Source organism: Cellvibrio sp. (assembly GCF_039207905.1).
In the GTDB taxonomy this organism is placed as follows: domain Bacteria; phylum Pseudomonadota; class Gammaproteobacteria; order Pseudomonadales; family Cellvibrionaceae; genus Cellvibrio.
Genome location: NZ_JBCECX010000006.1, coordinates 79777 through 95291 on the forward strand (window position 1 = coordinate 79777; position 15515 = coordinate 95291).

A 15515-nucleotide genomic window follows, 5' to 3' on the forward strand; every position below is an offset into this window, starting at 1 on the left:
TACACTATGTGGAACTCACGGTGTGTGAGTTCCGCGTGGAGAGCTGATTATTTCACCGCGCAATAGGCTTTGAGGAAGTCAGCATGAGAAGGTAATTTTTGAACCGCATTTGCAATATTTGATTTCATCGTCATCAGACCATCAAAGATTTTCTCATCACTTATTATGTGCGGAGAATGGTGATAACCACAGGGTTCTATTCGTTGCCCTAACATCACCTGCAACCAGGAGGTTACTCTAAAGACATCATTTGGGTCGTGATGCACATGGCCAGTTGTTCTAAAGAGTTCAATTTTCTCTGCAAGTGTATCCGGAATAGTCATGTCGCGGCAGTCGCGCCAATAAGGAGTATCGTCGCGCTCGGTTGCTTTGTAATGCAAGATAATAAAATCCCGAATACATTCATATTCGATGCGAGACATTTCATTGTAACGGCGGATCAAAGGTTCATTGCATCCTTCAAATGGAAATAGCTGCATTAACCTGATCACGCCGATTTGAATCAGGTGAATGCTGGTTGATTCCAGCGGTTCAACAAATCCACCCGCTAAGCCTATAGCCACACAATTTTTGACCCAGGATTGTTTGCGACGCCCCGTGTTGAATTTAAGCAACCGCAATTCTGCGCGAATGTCTCCATCCAGATTTTCCAGCAACGTATTTCGCGCATCTTCATCAGAAATATACGCACTGGAATAAACATGGCCCGTGCCTTGGCGATGCTGTAACGGAATTTTCCACTGCCAGCCGCTGTCATGGGCAATTGCGCGAGTGTAAGGTGGGATATCACCAGAGAAATCTGTCTGTAGCGCTACAGCACTATCATTGCGTAGCCATTGTCCCCATTTTTCATAACCGGCTTTCAGTGTCTCTTCAATCAGTAATCCGCGGAACCCGGTGCAATCGATAAATAAATCGCCCTCGATACAAGCGCCTGATTCCAATACCACCGACTCAATAAAACCGGTATCCGGATGTTGTTTTACCTCAGTAATTTTTCCCTCAACACGGCGCACACCTTTTTCTTCGCTCAGCTTGCGCAAAAATATTGCGTAGAGACTTGCGTCGAAATGATAGGCGTAGTTGAGCCTTGGATTTTCAGTCAGTGCAAATTTGTGAGCTTTTGCGGCCTGCAGCTCAAAGCATATATCGTCGATGGAGCCATCATAACCGCGCGCTTTGGCGGCCAACCAGTAATGATAAAAGTCGCCAATCCAGTTGGCCTTCCCGAATGAGCCAAATGGATGGATATATCTATCGCCCTTGCGCGCCCAGTTTTCAAAGGAAATACCCAGTTTGATACTACCTCTGGTCGCGCTTAAAAATTCCTGCTCATCAATGCCAAGAATTTTGTGGAAAGAGCAGATGGTTGGAAATGTTGCTTCGCCTACACCGACCGTGCCGATTTCGGCAGACTCGATCAAGGTAATATCTAACAAGGTTCCTAGTTCACGTGACAGGGCAACAGCAGTGCACCAACCTGAGGTGCCTCCACCAGCAATTACTACTTTTTTTATTGTTTGGGACATTTCTACCTCGGCAATCAATATAAACATCACGGCATACATACTACCGCTACTCGCGTTGCGATGGCGTTTTTATCCGAGGTGTCTTGGCGGCACAATCGGAATTTGATTAATTTTGACTATAAGGTGAAAAGACAGGTATGTAGTTGCCTATCGCTAACAAGCTTGAGCCGTTAATATGCGTGCCTTCTGCAGTTGATCCCGGATTTTTTTATGTTGAGCGAACTGCTCGCGATTCTTGCCCCCATTGTGATTTCTGTCGGCGCCGGTTTTATCTGGGGCAAAACCGGCACCGAATTTCCCTCGGATTTTATTTCCCGCATAGTGATGAATATCGGTACGCCCTGCTTGATCATCAGCGCTATGGCGAAAGTGGATGTGCAGCCGGAAGTGATGGGGCAGGTCGCGCTGGCTACCGCGATCGTGATGACGGTGATGGGATTATTCGGCTGGGCGTTATTACGCTGGATGAAGCTTGAAATTGCTACCTACCTGCCACCGCTGGTATTTCCCAATAACGGCAATATGGGCTTGCCGCTGTGTTTATTTGCCTACGGGCAAACCGGCTTGGCACTGGCGTTAGGTTCATTCATGGTGATGATGGTCGCCACATTTACTGTTGGCTTATTGTTAGTGACGACGAGTGAAGGTGGAATTTTTAAACGCATCGAATCCATTTTCAAACAGCCGGTAATCTACTCCATGATTATCGCTGTGGTACTGTTGGTGACCCACACAGAATTGCCGCGTTGGATCAGCAATACGTTGGATCTACTTGGTGGTATTGCCATCCCGCTAATGACAATTGCATTGGGGGTTTCGCTGGCGACATTAAAGATCGATTTCTGGCAGCGCAGCTTATTTTTTAGTCTGGTACGTGTCGGTGGTGGATTACTTATCGCTTTTGTGGTGTGTGAGTTAATGGGCTTGACGGGTGTTTCGCGTAATGTGGTGTTATTGCAATCTGCCATGCCTATAGCAGTATTTAACTATCTGCTAGCGTTGCGTTATGATCGCAACCCGCAAGAAGTTGCAGCCATGGTATTAGTGTCTACACTGGTAGCATTCATCGGCTTACCATTTTTATTGATGGCCATTTTATAAAAATTTTGGTTGCAAAGGATTTTCAACCAACTCACAAGCGAGCCTGTGAATGGAAAATCCTGTTGCACCTTCTGCCTTCTCCAATTCTTCTGATTCTCTTGAGGCTCCAATTGCTATTGGAACCTCAATATCATCATCTTCTTTTTCACCCGTTATTTCTTTTGCCAAAATAGGCTGTGTGATCCAACTCGCTGCTTTGCAGGCCGAAGTTGACTTATTGCTAACCAATCCTTGGATCGATCACGTCAATAAACAGGATTATCGTGGTGGCTGGGATGTTTTACCGTTGCGCTGCCAGCGTCAACATTTGCATGCGCATCCTATTTTGCAAGGATTTGCAATTGCAGACGGTGATGATTGGGAAAACTTACCAGTGATGTTGCAGTGCAAAGAAATACAACGCCTGTTTAACCAGTTGCAGTGCCCAATCAAAGCAGCGCGCTTGATGCGTTTGAAGGCGGGAGCTGAAATTAAACCGCATCGCGATCATGAATTAAGTTTGGAATTTGGTGAAGCCCGTTTGCATGTGCCTATCCACACTAGCGATACGGTAAGTTTTATTGTCGATAATAAATTAATCCCTATGCGCGCTGGTGAACTCTGGTATTTCAATGCAGATCAGACGCATGAAGTTTACAATCGTAGCAATGAAGATCGGATTAATCTGGTGATTGATTGTACGGTAAACGATTGGTTGCGTGAAAAAATATTGTCCGGTGCAGTACATGAGTAATTATTTTCCTCACTATTGCACCTTGCTCAGTTCTAAAGAGCAATTAACGACTTGCCAGCAAGCAGAATCATTAGCCGATTTGTTGCTGCGGATTAAATTACTCTGGAACTGCGTTCATCTTAATGACGACGAGCTGCTGGGGGAGATTAATCGTCTGAATCAATTACCTGTTGATGGTGTTGCGCATCTGGCTGGCAATTGGCTGCCTTATTGTTATCAATTCAAACGGCAGCGGATAAATTGGTTGGTGCCAGTTGGGCATGCTACTGAGCCGTTTCAGGATGAATATATTTCCCGCTGTCGCCAGCAGCTATTCAATCAAATTATTCAGCCTTGCAGCTCATTGTTATTTGCAAAACAGCAAGCGGATTATGTTTCCAGCATTCAACCTTCTGGCTTTATTTTTCATCTATCCCGTTGTGGCTCTACGTTAATTTCGGGTTGTCTTTCTGAATTGGATACGACCTGCGTAGTTTCCGAATCACCACTGTTGACAGAATTGTTATTAGATAAAGCGTTATCTATTGTTGAACAGCAAAACTGTTTGCGCGCGTTTATTAATTTGCAGGCAGCTGCATTTCCTGAACGCCCACAGATGATTATTAAATGGAATGCCTGGGATATTTTTTGCTGGGAATTGATCCGAGACATTTATCCGCAGGTGCCCACTATTTTTCTGGTGCGCGATCCGGTGGAGATACTTGCATCGCACCAGCGTTCGGCGGGGCGGCATATGAGTGGTGATCCGAGTCTAGTCGTTATTAACCCGGCTTTTCAGGTGGGAGGGCAGCCTCTGTTGACATGGCGCAGCAACCTATTGGCTGCGCTATTAGGTGAAATGAAAAAGTTTTCTTGTGATCCATTGGTGCGTCTGGTGGATTATCGTTATCTTGATGCCAATCAAATTCAGCAAGTAGCTCACCACTTTTTGCTTCCACTTGATGATGTATCAATTGAAAATATAACGCGGCGTTTGCGATTCCATTCAAAAACACCTGAAATGATTTTTTCCGATGACAGATCTGCAAAACAAGCTCTGTTTTCCGCTGAGGATACACTTGGAATACAGCAGCGATTGCAGCCTCTCTATTCCGATTTTTTAGATGATGAGGCCTTAGATACTGAAGTGGTTTCCCCATGAAAAATGAATTGAAACTTCCCACCGGATTTAGCTTACGTTTAATGCAGCCTGACGACGATTTTTTTCTTCGCTCACTCTTTAACTCTACGCGACCTGAATTCTCGCTATTGCCTTTGCCTCAGGAGCAGCTGGAGCAATTACTGCGACAACAGTATGAATGGCAACAAAAAAGCTACGCGGCTCATTATCCCCATGCAGAGTGTTGGATGATAGAAGTTAACTCTGTGTTGGTGGGAAAAATAATGCTCACGAAATTAAATGTGGGGATGCATATTGTCGATTTTATTATTACACCTAAGTGGCGTGGGCGCAGTGTGGGCCGCACTATTCTTGGCGCGCTACAGAGTTATGTTGATAGAGGCGACATGATATTAAGTTTAAATGTTGACCGTCAAAATAATAGAGCAAAACAACTTTATCAACTGTTGGGCTTTACTTTAAGTCAATCTACTGACACTCATGAATGTTTGGTTTGGTCTTCATCTGATAAATAATTTGAATGCACACAATTACGTCATCAATACGACATTGTTATGGTTCGTAATGTGAAGATCTTCTGCTATAACTTATTCTTAATTTTGGAGTTGTGCTACCCAAGGTGAGTTGATAATTTTTTGGAATCAGATGCTTTTTGAGAGCGTTTGAATTGGTAAGGTTGCCAGATCATTCAGGGGGTGATTAATAACAAGGTGACTCTCAACGAGTTGCCAATTTCAGCAACCGACCTGAGCCAATTAAGGACAGGTTTATTGAATTAAGGAGTAATTGATGTCTGATAATTTCCTTGGGGAAATTAAGCTTCTTCCCTACGACTGGCCGCCCAAAGGTTGGGCTCCCTGCGATGGCAGACTCTTGGCCATCAATACCAACCAGGCACTTTTTTCATTACTAGGAACCACCTACGGCGGCAATGGCACTACGACATTTGCCTTGCCAGATTTGCGTGGGCGTGTGCCTGTTCATCCCAATCTTGGTGCAGGGCTTCCACAGGGTGCGGTTGCCGGTGTGGAGAATGTAACCTTGCTTGTGAGCAATTTGCCTGCGCACAACCATGGTGTGGCAGCAAGTACGACGCAAGGTAATAATCTGGCTTTCGCCAACAATTATATTGCGGGCGGAAAGGGTGGTGCTGGCGACATTAATTTGTATGAAGCTCCAAATAATTTACAAGCATTGAACCCGGCAACAGTTTCCAATACCGGTGGTAGCCAGCCTCATGAAAATTGCCAGCCTTCGCTGGTGTTAGCCTATTGCATTGCCACCCAAGGCATTTACCCCTCACGTAATTAAGGAGAATCACAATGGATCCATATCTCGGTGATATCCGTATTTTTGCGGGTAGCTTTGCGCCAGTGGGCTGGGTGCTGTGTGATGGTCGCTTGCTTGCCATCAGCGAAAATGATGCGTTATATGCAATTGTCGGAACTACTTACGGTGGTGATGGCGTTAGTACATTTGGTGTCCCTGATTTGCGCGGTCGGCTTCCGGTTGGCAAGGGAACTGGATTAGGTTTGTCGCCGCGCGTTATTGGGCAGCAGTTTGGTGTTGAGTCAGTAACTCTACTAACAACCCAGATTCCTGCACACAACCATACGTTTAATGCGAGTACCACCGCTCCGTCTACATCTCCTAGCCCTGCAGGAACTGTGTTTGCCCACAGTGATACTGATAAAATTTATGTGTCAGCTCCAACGGGACCAGCTCCAGAAACAATGAATGCTGCGACTGTACAAGCAACAGGCGGAACGCAGCCACACAATAACATCATGCCCACTACTGCGATTAATTACATCATGTGTACTGCCGGCATTTTCCCCTCGCGCAATTAAGGAGCTAACTATGGACCCGTTTGTTGGTGAAATCCGTTTGTTGCCATTTAGTTTTGCTCCAAAAAATTGGGCTTTATGCAATGGCCAGATATTACCTATTCAATCCAATACTGCACTGTTCTCCATCATCGGCACTACTTATGGCGGTAACGGTACTACCAATTTCCAATTACCCAATTTACAAGGACAGGTGGTTGCCGGTGTAGGTCAAGGCCCAGGATTGAGTCTTTGGAGTTGGGGGGAGCAGCAGGGGGAGAGCAGTGTGACTTTGCTCACTACTGAAATGCCTGCACATAATCATTTGATTACTGCTATGAATACCGCAGGCAATGCATCGACACCCGCAGCAGATGCTTATTTGGCAAGAGATGTGCGTGGTGGTAGTGGTGGTACAATTAACTACATGCTGACTCCCGGAGCGGCCAATACGACTATGGCCCCACAAACCATAGGTGTAACAGGGGGTAGTCAGGCCCATGAAAATCGCCAGCCGTTTTTGGCATTAAATTATTGTATTGCGCTTGCAGGGGTTTTTCCTGCACGCAATTGATAAACAGGTTCCCGGCGTAACTGCCGGGAATTTTTTTCATAAAGTTTTTTAATTAAGAAAAGAATTGATGTCAACCAAACTGCATTTTATTTCCGGTTTGCCGCGCTCAGGGTCAACGCTTCTGGCAGGAATACTCCGACAAAATCCACGCTTCCATGCTGCGATGAGCAGCCCGGTCGCTGGCTTGGTGAATGGTGCCCTCGAGCAAATGGGTGCAGGCAGCGAATCCTATTCGTTTTTTGATGAACACAAACGCAAAACAATTTGCAAGGCGTTAATCGACGCTTATTACGCCGATAAATCCCACCCCGTTATTTTTGATACTAATCGCCACTGGACTGCACGCATGCATCAGTTGGTAGAGTTGGTGGATGATTTCAAAGTGATTTGCTGTGTGCGAAATCCTGCGTGGATTATGGACAGCTTTGAAATGATTTATCGCAAAAATCCCTTCGATTACAGTCGCATGTTTAATGCTGCTTCCCGTCAAACGGTGTACAGCCGCTGCGAATCATTAATTAATGCCGGTGGATCAGTGGGTTCTGCCTGGACGGCATTAAAAGAAGCCTATTACGGTGAGTTTTCTGAACGATTGTTATTGGTGGATTATGATTTGTTAACCCAGCATCCCACACGTACTATGGAATTAATTTATCGCTTTATCGATGAGCCTTTGTTTGCTCATGATTTTAATAATGTTGATTACGCAGAAAATGAGTTTGATCAAAATTTGGGTGTAAAAGGTTTGCACAGCGTAAAGAAAAAAGTGGAGTTCAAAAACCGACGCAGTATTTTGCCTCCGGATTTGTTTGTGAAATACCAGGAAATGGATTTCTGGCAGGACCAGGCTGGCACTGCTGCCAGTATTATCGCGAGTAAAAAACCAGCGGCGACAGGTGCGCCTCTAAACGGGAATTTATAATCATGAAAAATCTTTTATTCAGTGGGCTTTCTTCGCTGTTACTACCCTTGGGTGCTTATGCAACATCGACAACGGGGACGAGCTATCAACGGACTTATTTAAGTTCGTCAATCAATGCGTCTGCGGCAGACTTATCGCATGCCAGTGCACTGCCTCGCGATCTGGTTGATTTGTCCGGTGATCAACTGGATATTCAGATCGCGCACTCTGTGCGTGAACTGGTGATTGTAGATGAAGGAGTTGCTGAAGCGGATAAATCCGTGTTGCGTCGCGCTTTAAAACCCGGCGTAGAAATGGTGCATATCAGTTCTACCGAAGCGGGTTTACCGCAATTGATTTCAGCGCTGGAAGGACATAAAAATCTGGCGGCAATCCATATCGTTTCCCATGCTGAAGCCGGTGCGATTTTGCTTGGTAATTCACGCATTACTGCAGAAAATATCCAGCAGGAGGTTCATGCTTTTGCTGCCCTGACTGGAGCTGTGCGTGAAGGTGGGGATTTATTATTTTATGGTTGCGAGCTTGCGGCCAATAAAGCAGGTGAAGATTTACTGGATATTATCAGCAATAACACCGGCTTGGATGTGGCAGCATCCAACAATTTAACTGGTAATCCTGCACTGAATGGTGATTGGGATCTGGAAGTGAAACGCGGTAATGTTGAAACGGCTTTAGCATTTTCAGAAAAATCCCTGAAGGATTTTTCCAGTGTGTTAGTGGCTTCGAGCGGAACCAAAACATTTCAAACAGGTTGGGTAGATAACAACAGTAACCTGACGCACACCGATTTTATTCTTACCGCTAAAGACAGCGGTGGTAGTGCCATTTCTAACGTCAGCATTTATTCCTCAGCCCCTTTTCCTGCTTATGTACAGACTGGTTACAACACCTCCACTACAGGGACTTATTTCTACGTCGCTGCAGATGGGGTTGATACTGGTAGCTTTGAGTTAACCGGGTTGGTGGCGGGAGAAGCTTCTGGATTAGGTGGTCAATTCACTAATGTGCAGGTTATCGGGATCAAGCCGGACAACAGCACTATTACCTCCAGCACTATTACTGGAAGTGGAACTCCTGATGAGACCTTCACATTCGCGGCTGGGCAGTTGGCAGGTTTTTCCGGGGTAAAACTGAAAGCGTTCAAGTTGGTGTTCGATACTACCAGCGGGTCAGCCACTAAACCTTTCTTTGAGTTCCGTTCCTTTACTATTACGGGAGCTCTTGCACCACTTCCTGTGGTGACTGATGGCCGTATCAGTACCTCCGGTGCATCAGGCACCGGCGGCGCCTACAAAATTGGTGACACCGTTACCGCAACCTGGAACAACACCGCTGGTGGTGATAACAACACCGGCATTACCGGTGTAACCGTTGATTTCTCGCAATTCGGCGGCGGCGCCGCAGTAGTTGCTTCCAATAGCAGCAATACCTGGACGGCTACTTATACAATTATCTCTGGTGCAATTGATAACACCAGCCGCAATGTCAGTGTGACTGCCACTAATGCAGGTGGTAATACCACCACGGCGGATACCACCAATGCGACCGTGGATAACATCGCACCTACAGTAACTGATGGCCGAATCAGCATTTCCGGTGCTTCAGGTACCAGCGGTGCCTACAAAATTGGTGATACCGTAACTGCTACCTGGAACAATACAGCGGGTGGTGACAACAATAGCGATACAATCAGTTCAGTCACTGTGAACTTCACCCAATTTGGCGGTGGTGCGGCTGTCTCAGCAACCAATAGTTCAGGTACCTGGACGGCAACCTACACCATTGTTGCGGGTGCTATAGATAACACCAATCGCAACGTAACAGTTACCGCAACAGATAATGCGGGCAACGCGACATCAACTTCGGATACGACTAACGCTACAGTCGATAATATCGCACCGTCTGTCAGTAGCATAACGCCAGCGGGCGGGGCGGTATCCAGTGATACCACTGTGGACTTCATCGTGGATTTCAGTGAGTCGGTGAGCAATGTCTCCACCGATGATTTCACCCGGGTAGTAACCAGTTCAGCCGCAGGCACTATTGCAAGTGTGTCTGCCTCTTCCGGTGATCCTATTACAGTAACGGTAGGGGCAATTTCTGGCAGCGGTACACTCAAAGTTAATTTGAATGGATCAACCAATATCGTAGACGACGCGGGTAATAGCATCGCTGCCTACTCCAGTGGTACTACCCATACAGTGAATATCCTCACTGCACCAGATGCCCCAACCGTAGGCGCCGCAACAGCGGGCGATGGGCAGGTTTCGGTAGCCTTTACGGCGCCGGCCAGTAACGGTGGTTCGGCGATTACCGGTTATACCGTGACCTCCAACCCCGGTGGTATTACCGGTGGTGGCAACGGCTTTACTACATCGCCGATCACAGTTTCCGGCCTTACTAATGGCACTACTTATACTTTTACTGTTACCGCGACTAACGCAATAGGAACCAGTACTGCATCGGGTGCTTCTGGTTCTGCTACGCCCAAGGCTGATCAAACCATCACCTTTGCGAACCCGGGGTCGCAGAACTTTGGCACCACGCCGCCCTTGAATGGGACTTCAACTTCAGGTTTAACGGTGACCTTTAGTTCTTCTACTACCGGTGTTTGTACAGTTTCCGGTACCACATTGACCTTCGTGACTGCAGGTTCTTGTACTATCGATGCAGATCAGGCGGGTAATGCGTCTACCAATGCAGCTCCTACCGTGAGTCGTACCTTTACTGTTAATGCGGTAGTTCCGGGTGCCCCAACCACTGTTACCGCAACCGCCGGTGATACCCAGGCGGATGTAGCCTTTACTGCTCCTGCCAGCAATGGTGGTGCAACCATTACCGGTTATACCGTGACCTCTAACCCTGGTGGTTTTACCGGAACTGGTGCAGGTTCACCGATTACCGTGACTGGTTTGACTAATGGTGTTTCGTACACCTTTACTGTGACGGCGACTAACTCAGCGGGTACTGGTTCGGCGTCCGGTGCGTCCAACTCGATTACCCCGGCATCACCGCAAATAATTACCTTTGCCAACCCTGGCGCACAAAGTTTTGGCACCTCTCCGGATTTGGGTGTGGGTGTTTCGTCCACTTCAGGTCTAACAGTGGCTTTCACCTCGTCCACAACCGGTGTTTGTACGGTTACCGGTGGCGGTGTTCTGACCTTTGTTAGCACTGGTACCTGTACCATCAATGCGAACCAGGCCGGCGATTCGACCTACTTGCCAGCACCGCAGGTGACCCGTTCGTTTACAGTCAACCCTGCGAACCAAACCATTACCTTCACGAATCCGGGTGCACAGAACTTTGGTGGCTCGCCAACACTGAGTGGGTCATCAACTTCCGGTTTAGCGGTAACCTTCAGTTCATCCACTACCGGTGTATGCACTATCACCTCCGGCGGCGTGTTGACCTTTGTGACGGCCGGTACTTGTACGATTGATGCAGATCAGGCGGGTGATGCGACGACCAATGCGGCCATGACTGTCAGCCGTACCTTTACTGTGAATGCGATAGTTCCTGGTGCCCCAACTATTGGCACTGCAACAGCAGGTGATACCCAGGCGGATGTAGCCTTTACTGCTCCAGCTAGTAATGGCGGTGCAACGATTACCGGTTATACCGTGACCTCTAACCCTGGTGGTTTTACCGGCACAGGTGCAGGGTCGCCAATTACTGTGACTGGTTTGACCAATGGTGTTTCTTATACCTTTACCGTGACTGCTACCAACGTGGCGGGTACTGGTGGTGCATCTGGTGTGTCTAACTCGATCACGCCTGCATCACCACAAGTGATTACCTTTGCCAACCCGGGAACACAGAGTTTCGGTACCGCACCTGACTTGTCTATATTGGGCGGTGGGGCATCATCTACCTCTGGGCTGACAGTGGCTTTCACCTCATCTACCACCGGTGTGTGTACTATCACCAGTGGTGGAATACTGACCTTTGTAACGGCCGGTACTTGTACGATTAATGCGAATCAGGCGGGTAATACGCAATATTTGCCTGCGCCGCAGGTAAGTCGTTCGTTTACCGTCAGTCCTATTGTTCCCAATGCTCCAACCATCGGTACTGCAGTTGCTGGTGATACTCAGGTGAGCGTGGCCTTTACTGCGCCAGTTAACACCGGTGGCACTACTATTACTGGTTATACAGTGACAGTGAGCCCGGCGGATGTTGCGCCAGTGAATGGTGCGTCATCACCGATTGTGGTAACTGGTTTAACCAATGGCCAGGCCTATACCTTTACAGTTACTGCAGATAACTCAGCGGGTACTGGTCCTGCTTCCAGCGCATCCAACTCGGTCATACCAAAATCGACCCAAACCATTACCTTCATTAATCCTGGTCCGCAAAATTTTGGTGCTACGCCGACACTTAGTGCCAACTCGGATTCCGGTTTGTCGCCGACCTTTACTTCCTCAACTACAGGTGTTTGTACTATTACCAGTGTTGGAGTAGTGACGTTTGTGACTGCTGGTACCTGTACCATTAACGCTGATCAACCGGGTAATGGCAGTTATCTGGCTGCAACCCAGGTGACACGTAGCTTTGCCGTGAATGCGGTATTGCCCGGTGTGCCGACTATAGGTACAGCGACGGCTGGCAATGCCCAGGCGACTGTCACCTTTACTGCGCCGACTTCGAATGGAGGTGCTGCTATTACCAGTTACACCGTGACGGCTAACCCCGGCGGTATCACCCGTACGGCAACTGCATCACCCTATACGTTTACCGGATTGACCAACGGCACCAGCTATACCTTTGCTGTCGCTGCTACCAATAGTGTGGGCACAGGTGGAGTTTCTGGTGCATCCAATGCGGTTACACCAGCTCTACCATTGAACTCTGCACCGGTGATTACGCAGGGTAGTGCGACCAATGTAACTATGAGTGAGGATGGTTCGCCTACACCGTTTGCTTTGACTCTGACTGCTACAGACGGGGATAGTGATCCGCTGACCTGGAGTATCAGCAGTGCGGCGCAACATGGCAGTGCTAGTGTGTTGAGTGGTGCGGTCAGTTATACCCCAACTGCCAATTACAACGGCAGTGATAGTTTTGTGGTGCGCGTCAGTGACGGCACTGCCAATGCCAATATTACGGTCAATGTCACCATCACGGCCGTGAATGATGCTCCGATCATCACCGGCACACCAAGCACTAACGTGAATCAGGATGTCGCCTACAGCTTCACCCCGACCGCGAGCGATGTGGATGTAGCTGATGCACTGACCTTCAGTATCACCAACAAGCCATCATGGGCCAGTTTCAATACCACAACCGGTGCGTTGACGGGTACGCCTGCCAATGCTGATGCGGGAGTGCATGGTGCGATAGTGATCAGCGTTAGCGATGGTACTGTCAGCACCGCCTTGCCTGCGTTTGATATCGAGGTAATTTCTACTCTTGATCCTTTGCAGCCAGTTGTTACGGCTCCTGCAAATCTTGATATCAATGCCACTGCGCTGTTTACCCCTGTTACTTTGCGACAACTGCTGGGATTGAACTCTTCAGCCAGTGAGGGGGATGTGGATCAGGCGGTGAAACTAATTGCGAAAGATGGAGTTTCAGGTAATGACTGTTGCACGACAACGGCCCAAGGTTTGACTGCTAGCAACGCGCTGTTACTTGCTCCTGGTCGCCACGAGCTGAAGTGGACTGCGATTAATGCTGCCGGTATCACTGGAGAGGGTGCGCAGATCGTTAACATTGCGCCGCTGGTGTCCTTGAGCAAATCGCAAATTGCTGTACGTGATAGTGATGTGGAATTCCGTGTGTTGCTGAATGGCCCATCACCAGTTTATCCACTGAGTATTCCTTATGCGATTGATGCAACTAGTACCGCAACTGTAGCAGAACATAATTTGGTAGATGGTACTGCGATCTTTACACAGCCGGGCCAGGTAGAAGTTGTTGTGCCGGTGAAATTGAATGCGGTGACTGGCTTTAGTGACAGTCAGTTAGTGGTTGCTCTTGGGGCAGGAATCAATGCCGGTGTTGCCAATCGTCACGTAATCGATATCCGTTCGGGCAATGTCCCGCCAGTGGTTAATCTCGTTGTCAGTCAGGGTGGTGTCGATACTAGTCTCGTGACACCTGGCGGTGGAGCGGTAACCTTGACTGCGTCGGTAACTGATGCCAATAAAACTGATACTCACACCTTCCAATGGATTGGTACGGGTCTGATTGGTGATGCAGCGAGTGCCAGCAGGACTATTGATCCATCTGGTTTGTCTGGCAGCTATCAAATTCAAGTGATTGTGACGGACTCTGGCGGTGCAATTGTTCAGACCTCCGCTTACTTCCGTGTGGTCAATACATTACCGGTGTTGGATGAGAATACGGATACTGACCAAGATGGTATTAGTGATGCGGCTGAGGGCACTAGTGACTCGGATGACAACGGTATCCCTGATTATCTGGATAACATGCCTTCCAGCAACATCTTGCCGCAACAGGGAAATACTACCAACGCTTATCTGATTGAGTGTGATCCCGGTGTGCGTTGTGGTCTGGGCCTGTTTGCACGTGGTGGTAACTCCGGTGGTGTGCAGATTCTCGACGAAGAAATTGGCAGTTTGAATAGTCTGGTTGCCGACCCGGCATTTGAGCCAGTTGGTGGAATATTCGATTTTGCCATTCGTGACCTGCCAACTCCGGGGCAATCAGTTCGTGTGGTAATTCCACAGCGTTCGGCCATTCCGGCCAACGCGGTGTACCGCAAATTCCAAAATGGAAGTTGGGTAAACTTTGTCTCAAATGCAAACAATGCTCTTCATTCGGCGGCTGGGAATGCGGGTTATTGCCCTCCGCCTGGTACATCTGACTGGACATCAGGTCTTACACAAGGCCATCTGTGTGTGCAATTAACCATCGAAGATGGTGGCCCTAATGACGATGATGGACAGGTGAACTCGGCTGTGGTCGATCCAGGTGCTGTCAGCGAGGCAAAAGAGGTTGAGCCACCGGAACCTCCGGAGCCACCAAAACCACCGGTTGAGGTTAAATCCAAAGGCGGCGGTGCGATGGGTGGAATCTGGTTGTTGTTACTGGGAGGTTTAATGATGATGAAACGTTTGAAGCCAATCTGGTTCGTTGTGATTGCTTTAGTCGCCACTGCGGCAAATGTGCAGGCGAAAGACGACAAAGGATTTTATCTGCGTGCGGATATCTCCAATGTTGTGAGCAGTCAGGAAGAAGAGGATTTTGTTTCAGGTGTTTCGGCTGCCGGTCATGAGTTTGCAATCAATCGGTATGACGAAAACCGCGCGGGATATCATCTCGCGCTCGGCCATCAATGGGACAGTAATCACTACACCGAATTGGGTTATCTCGATTTAGGCGATGTCACCGTCGATGTGACATTGGCGGGTGGTACCGATCTGGATGAATTTGCGCGCGATTTTGCGGCGAATTATCCATTGAGCGCAGAGGGGCTGACGTTAGTACAAGGCGTGGTGCTAACGCCAAACTCCCTGTTTAAAGTGTCGGCGGAAGTTGGTGTATTCGTATGGCGCAGCGAAATTGGTGTGGCGAGTAATGTGTTCTCGGTAGACAAAGAAAAAGGCAATGATCCGTTAGTGGGATTCAAATTTGAATTGCCACTTACTGACCGTATCGGTTTAGGGCTTGGCTTACGCCGGATTTATTTTGAAGAGCAAGAAGCCGATTTATTTTCCTTCACCAGCAGTTTTCATTTCTAGT

General features: G+C 48.1%; 10 protein-coding genes. 9 read left to right on the forward strand and 1 reads right to left on the reverse strand.

Annotated elements, in window-relative coordinates:
- Positions 1-47 precede the first annotated feature (47 nt).
- Positions 48-1529: a tryptophan halogenase family protein gene (locus AAGC78_RS05130; RefSeq protein ID WP_435782971.1), complete on the reverse strand. Its 1482-nt coding sequence runs from the start codon at positions 1527-1529 to the stop codon at positions 48-50.
- Between the two features lie 210 nt (positions 1530-1739).
- Between AAGC78_RS05130 and AAGC78_RS05135 the strand changes: the two genes are divergently transcribed.
- From AAGC78_RS05135 to AAGC78_RS05175, 9 genes are all read left to right on the forward strand, one after another.
- Positions 1740-2630 carry an AEC family transporter gene (locus tag AAGC78_RS05135; RefSeq protein WP_435782972.1) on the forward strand — a complete coding sequence of 297 codons (891 nt, stop codon included), beginning with the start codon at positions 1740-1742 and terminating at the stop codon, positions 2628-2630.
- Between the two features lie 49 nt (positions 2631-2679).
- Positions 2680-3363: an aspartyl/asparaginyl beta-hydroxylase domain-containing protein gene (locus tag AAGC78_RS05140; protein ID WP_435782973.1), complete on the forward strand. Its 684-nt coding sequence runs from the start codon at positions 2680-2682 to the stop codon at positions 3361-3363.
- A 247-nt stretch (positions 3364-3610) separates the two neighbouring features.
- Positions 3611-4504 carry a sulfotransferase family protein gene (locus AAGC78_RS05145; protein ID WP_435782974.1) on the forward strand — a complete coding sequence of 298 codons (894 nt, stop codon included), beginning with the start codon at positions 3611-3613 and terminating at the stop codon, positions 4502-4504.
- The gene (locus AAGC78_RS05150; RefSeq protein ID WP_435782975.1) at positions 4501-4998 is read left to right on the forward strand and encodes a GNAT family N-acetyltransferase; all 498 of its coding nucleotides are present in this window, start codon (positions 4501-4503) and stop codon (positions 4996-4998) included. The genes AAGC78_RS05145 and AAGC78_RS05150 overlap by 4 nt, the downstream gene beginning before the upstream one ends.
- A gap of 274 nt (positions 4999-5272) precedes the next feature.
- Positions 5273-5794 (forward strand): phage tail protein, encoded by a 522-nt coding sequence (locus AAGC78_RS05155; RefSeq protein ID WP_435782976.1) that lies wholly within the window; start codon positions 5273-5275, stop codon positions 5792-5794.
- Between the two features lie 11 nt (positions 5795-5805).
- A complete protein-coding gene (locus AAGC78_RS05160; protein ID WP_435782977.1) occupies positions 5806-6333 on the forward strand; it encodes a phage tail protein in 528 nt (175 codons plus the stop codon).
- A gap of 10 nt (positions 6334-6343) precedes the next feature.
- Positions 6344-6883: a phage tail protein gene (locus AAGC78_RS05165; protein WP_435782978.1), complete on the forward strand. Its 540-nt coding sequence runs from the start codon at positions 6344-6346 to the stop codon at positions 6881-6883.
- Between the two features lie 67 nt (positions 6884-6950).
- The gene (locus AAGC78_RS05170) at positions 6951-7805 is read left to right on the forward strand and encodes a sulfotransferase family protein (RefSeq protein ID WP_435782979.1); all 855 of its coding nucleotides are present in this window, start codon (positions 6951-6953) and stop codon (positions 7803-7805) included.
- Positions 7806-7807: 2 nt separating this feature from the next.
- Positions 7808-15514 carry a DUF4347 domain-containing protein gene (locus tag AAGC78_RS05175; protein WP_435782980.1) on the forward strand — a complete coding sequence of 2569 codons (7707 nt, stop codon included), beginning with the start codon at positions 7808-7810 and terminating at the stop codon, positions 15512-15514.
- Position 15515: the final 1 nt, after the last annotated feature.

Bases quoted from the DNA above. Each gene is read 5' to 3' on its own strand.
- AAGC78_RS05130 (WP_435782971.1), bottom strand. From the start codon at position 1,529: ATGTCCCAAACAATAAAAAAAGTAGTAATTGCTGGTGGAGGCACCTCA.
- AAGC78_RS05135 (WP_435782972.1), top strand. From the start codon at position 1,740: ATGTTGAGCGAACTGCTCGCGATTCTTGCCCCCATTGTGATTTCTGTC.
- AAGC78_RS05140 (WP_435782973.1), top strand. From the start codon at position 2,680: ATGGAAAATCCTGTTGCACCTTCTGCCTTCTCCAATTCTTCTGATTCT.
- AAGC78_RS05150 (WP_435782975.1), top strand. From the start codon at position 4,501: ATGAAAAATGAATTGAAACTTCCCACCGGATTTAGCTTACGTTTAATG.
- AAGC78_RS05155 (WP_435782976.1), top strand. From the start codon at position 5,273: ATGTCTGATAATTTCCTTGGGGAAATTAAGCTTCTTCCCTACGACTGG.
- AAGC78_RS05160 (WP_435782977.1), top strand. From the start codon at position 5,806: ATGGATCCATATCTCGGTGATATCCGTATTTTTGCGGGTAGCTTTGCG.
- AAGC78_RS05165 (WP_435782978.1), top strand. From the start codon at position 6,344: ATGGACCCGTTTGTTGGTGAAATCCGTTTGTTGCCATTTAGTTTTGCT.
- AAGC78_RS05170 (WP_435782979.1), top strand. From the start codon at position 6,951: ATGTCAACCAAACTGCATTTTATTTCCGGTTTGCCGCGCTCAGGGTCA.
- AAGC78_RS05175 (WP_435782980.1), top strand. From the start codon at position 7,808: ATGAAAAATCTTTTATTCAGTGGGCTTTCTTCGCTGTTACTACCCTTG.